At 68.2% G+C, this 4,078-nt stretch carries 1 protein-coding gene; it reads left to right on the forward strand.

The window, feature by feature from the left end; genetic code table 11:
• The coding region (locus tag ACH492_RS39970; RefSeq protein ID WP_398994350.1) for an SDR family NAD(P)-dependent oxidoreductase at positions 1 to 4,078 on the forward strand (4,078 nt) is incomplete at both ends.

The following is a 4,078-nucleotide window of genomic DNA, read 5'->3' on the forward strand; positions in this document are numbered from 1 at the left end:
CCGGATCCGGTGTTGGCGGCGGTGTGGGGTCTGGTGAGGGCGGCGAGGGCGGAGAATCCTGGCCGGTTCGTGCTGGTGGATGTGGATGGCACGGCCGAGTCCTGGTCTGGGCTCGGGGGTGCGCTGGCCTCGGACGAGCCCGAGTTCGCGCTGCGTGGCGGCACCGTACGCGCTCCGCGGGTTGCTCGTGTGACGAGCGATGGACCCATGGCGATTCCGGCAGCTGCCGAGGGCGGGTGGCGGTTGGACATTGCGGAGAAGGGCACGTTGGAGGGCTTGTGCCTGACAGCTTGCCCAGAGGTTGCGAGTGAGTTGCTCGAAGGTCAGGTTCGGATCGCGGTGCGGGCTGCCGGGGTGAATTTCCGCGATGTGCTGAACGTCCTCGGTATGTATCCGGGCGAGGCGGGTCTGCTGGGTCTGGAAGGTGCGGGCGTGGTCACCGAGGTCGGCCCCGGGGTCTCGGGGTTGGCCGTCGGTGATCGCGTGATGGGGATGCTGTCGGGGGCGTTCGGTCCGGTGGTCGTGGCGGATGCACGGTTGGTGGTGCGGGTTCCGGAGGGGTGGTCGTTCGCGCAGGCGGCGGCCGCGCCGGTGGTGTTCCTGACGGCGTATTACGCGTTGGTGGATCTGGGCGGGTTGCAGGCGGGTGAGTCGGTGCTGATTCATGCTGCCGCGGGTGGGGTTGGTATGGCTGCGGTGCAGTTGGCGCGGCATCTGGGTGCTGAGGTGTTCGGTACGGCGAGTCCCGGCAAGTGGGGAACATTGCGCGGGTCGGGTCTGGATGAGGCGCATATCGCGTCCTCGCGTGATCTGGGCTTCGAGCGGTCGTTCCTGGAATCGACCGGTGGCCGGGGCATGGACGTGGTCCTGGACTCCCTGGCGCGGGAGTTCGTTGACGCGTCACTGCGATTGCTGCCGCGGGGCGGCCGGTTCCTGGAGATGGGCAAGACCGACATCCGTGAGCCCGGGCAGGTGGCCGCTGATCACGCGGGCGTGCGCTACCAGGCGTTCGACCTGATCGAGGCGGGGCCCGACCGGATCAAGGAGATGCTGAGCGTGCTCCTCGATCTGTTCGAGCGGGGTGTGCTGGAGCCGTTGCCGGTTACGGTCTGGGACGTGGGGCGGGCACCGGATGCGTTCCGATTCCTGAGTCAGGCCAGGCATGTGGGCAAGGTCGTCCTCACGATGCCGGTCGCTCTCGACCCGCAGGGCACGGTACTGATCACCGGCGGTACGGGTGGTCTGGGTGCTCTGGTGGCTCGGCGTCTGGTGGTTGAGCACGGGGTGCGGCATCTGGTGCTGGCGAGTCGGCGTGGGGTGGATGCGCCGGGGGCGGGTGAGTTGGTGGCGGAGCTGGCCGTTCTGGGTGCTCAGGTGGAGGTTGCGGCGGTTGATGTCGGTGATCGGGAGGCTGTGAGGGGGCTGTTGGCGGCGGTTCCGGTTGCGCATCCGTTGACTGCGGTGGTGCATACGGCGGGTGTGCTGGATGACGGTGTTGTTTTGTCGCTGACGCCGGAGCGGTTTGATGCGGTGCTGCGTCCGAAGGCGGATGCGGCCGTGTATTTGCATGAGTTGACGGGTGGGCTGGATCTGGCGGCGTTTGTGGTGTTCTCGTCGGTGGCGGGGACGTTCGGCAGTGCGGGTCAGGCCAACTACGGGGCGGCGAATGCGTTCTTGGATGCTCTGGCGGAGTCCCGGCGTGCGGGGGGTCTGCCGGCGGCGTCGTTGGCGTGGGGTCCGTGGGCGCCGGGTGCGGGGATGACCAGTGAGTTGAGTGAGGCGGACCTGCGGCGTATGGCCAGGTCGGGCATGCTCCCGCTCTCCGCCGAACAAGGACTGGGACTCCTGGACGGCATTCTGGACAGCGGCCGCCCGGCACTGTGCAAGCCCGCCGTATTGCCGGTGAACCTGGACACCGCCACGCTGCGCAGGTCAGGCAGGGAAGTGCCGTCGCTGCTGCGCAACCTGGTCCGTGGCTCGGTCCGCCGCAGCGTCGAGGCTCACGCTCCGAGCGCCAAGGAAGGCGACCTCGTACGGCGGTTGGCGGCACTGGCACCGGACGAGCGGGAGAGCCTGGTGCTGGAGTTGATCCGTGCTGGGACCGCCGCGGCGCTGGGATATGCCTCCTCGGCGGAGGTCGACGCGGATCAGTCGTTCAAGGTCCTGGGATTTGACTCGCTGACGTCGGTGGAGTTGCGCAACAGGGTGAACGCGGTGACGGGGCTGCGGTTCTCGGCGACCTTGGTGTTCGACTATCCGACTCCGGCGGCGCTGGCTCGGTATGTGCTGGGCGAGTTGGTGGGGGGCGAGTTGGTCGGGGGCGAGAAAGAGCTCTCCGATTCTGCCCTGCCTGCGTTGGTGGCGGGGGACGAGGATCCGGTGGTGATCGTGGGGATGGCATGCCGGTTCCCGGGCGGGGTGGAGTCTCCTGAGGATCTGTGGCAGTTGGTCGTTGACGGCGGTGAGGGAATCGGCGGGTTCCCGGCCGACCGTGGGTGGGATCTGGAGGAGCTGTTCGACCCGGATCCCGAAAAGCTCGGTACTTCGTATGTGCGGGAGGGCGGGTTCCTCTACGACGCGGCGTCGTTCGATGCGGGGTTGTTCGGGATTTCGCCGCGGGAGGCGCTGGCGATGGATCCGCAGCAGCGGCTGTTGCTGGAGACCTCCTGGGAGGTCTTCGAGCGGGTCGGGATCGGTCTGGAGTCGCTGCGGGGCAGTCGGACCGGTGTCTTCGCGGGAGCGATGGGCCAGGACTACGGGTCGTGTCTGCGGGAGGCTTCGGACGGTGCCGACGGGTACGTGCTGACTGGGAATACGGGCAGTGTCGCGTCGGGCCGGATCTCCTACACCTTCGGTCTTGAGGGGCCGGCGGTGACGGTGGACACCGCGTGCTCGTCATCGTTGGTGGCGTTGCATCTGGCTGTGCAGTCGTTGCGGTCGGGTGAGTGCGATCTGGCGCTGGCCGGTGGTGTGACCGTGATGTCGACGCCCGACACCTTTGTGGAATTCAGTCGGCAGCGCGGGTTGGCTGTGGACGGTCGGTGCAAGGCGTTCGCGGATGCCGCGGATGGTACGGCGTGGTCCGAGGGTGTGGGTGTGCTGCTGGTGGAGCGTTTGTCGGACGCCCGGCGCAACGGGCATCGGGTGTGGGCGGTGGTGCGTGGCAGTGCGGTGAATCAGGACGGTGCGTCGAATGGTCTGACGGCGCCGAACGGTCCGTCGCAGCAGCGGGTGATCCGGCAGGCGCTGGCTGGTGCGGGCCTGTCGGCGGCGGATGTGGACGCGGTGGAGGGCCATGGGACCGGCACGCCGCTCGGGGATCCGATCGAGGCGCAAGCGTTGCTGGCCACGTACGGGCAGGGCCGGCCTGAGAATCGGCCGTTGTGGCTGGGGTCGTTGAAGTCGAACGTCGGTCACACGCAGGCGGCCGCGGGTGTGGGCGGCGTAATCAAGATGATCATGGCGATAGAGCATGGCATGCTGCCGCGCACCCTCCACGTGGATGAGCCGTCCTCGCATGTGGACTGGTCAGTGGGCGACATCCGGTTGCTGACGGAGAACACGGGGTGGCCGGAGGTGGATCGGCCGCGCAGGGCGGGTGTGTCGTCGTTCGGGATCAGCGGGACGAACGCGCACGTGATCCTGGAGCAGGCCCTGCCGGTGGAGGCAGCTCTTGCGGACGAGGACGGTGGGTCCGGCGAGGGTGAGGGGCGCGAGCTGACGGTGGTGCCGGTGGTGGTTTCGGCGGTGAGCCCTGATGGTCTTCGGGGGCAGGCGGAGCGGTTGCTGTCGTTCGTGGAGGCCGACCCCGAACTGGCGCTGGGCGACCTGGCCTTGTCGTTGGCGACGACGCGGTCGGCGTTGGAGCACCGGGCAGTCGTGCTCGCCTCGGAGCGAGAAGGACTCTTGCGGGGGCTACGGGCTCTCGCTGTTGGGGAGTCCGAGGCGAGTGTGGTCCTGGGCTCCGTGGAAGCCGGCGGTCATACGGCGTTTTTGTTTGCGGGTCAGGGTTCGCAGCGGTTGGGGATGGGGCGGGAGTTGTACGGGGTGTTCCCCGCGTTTGCCCGGTCGTTCGATG

Origin of the sequence: Streptomyces sp. NPDC019443, assembly GCF_044389785.1 — a bacterium.
GTDB lineage: Bacteria > Actinomycetota > Actinomycetes > Streptomycetales > Streptomycetaceae > Streptomyces.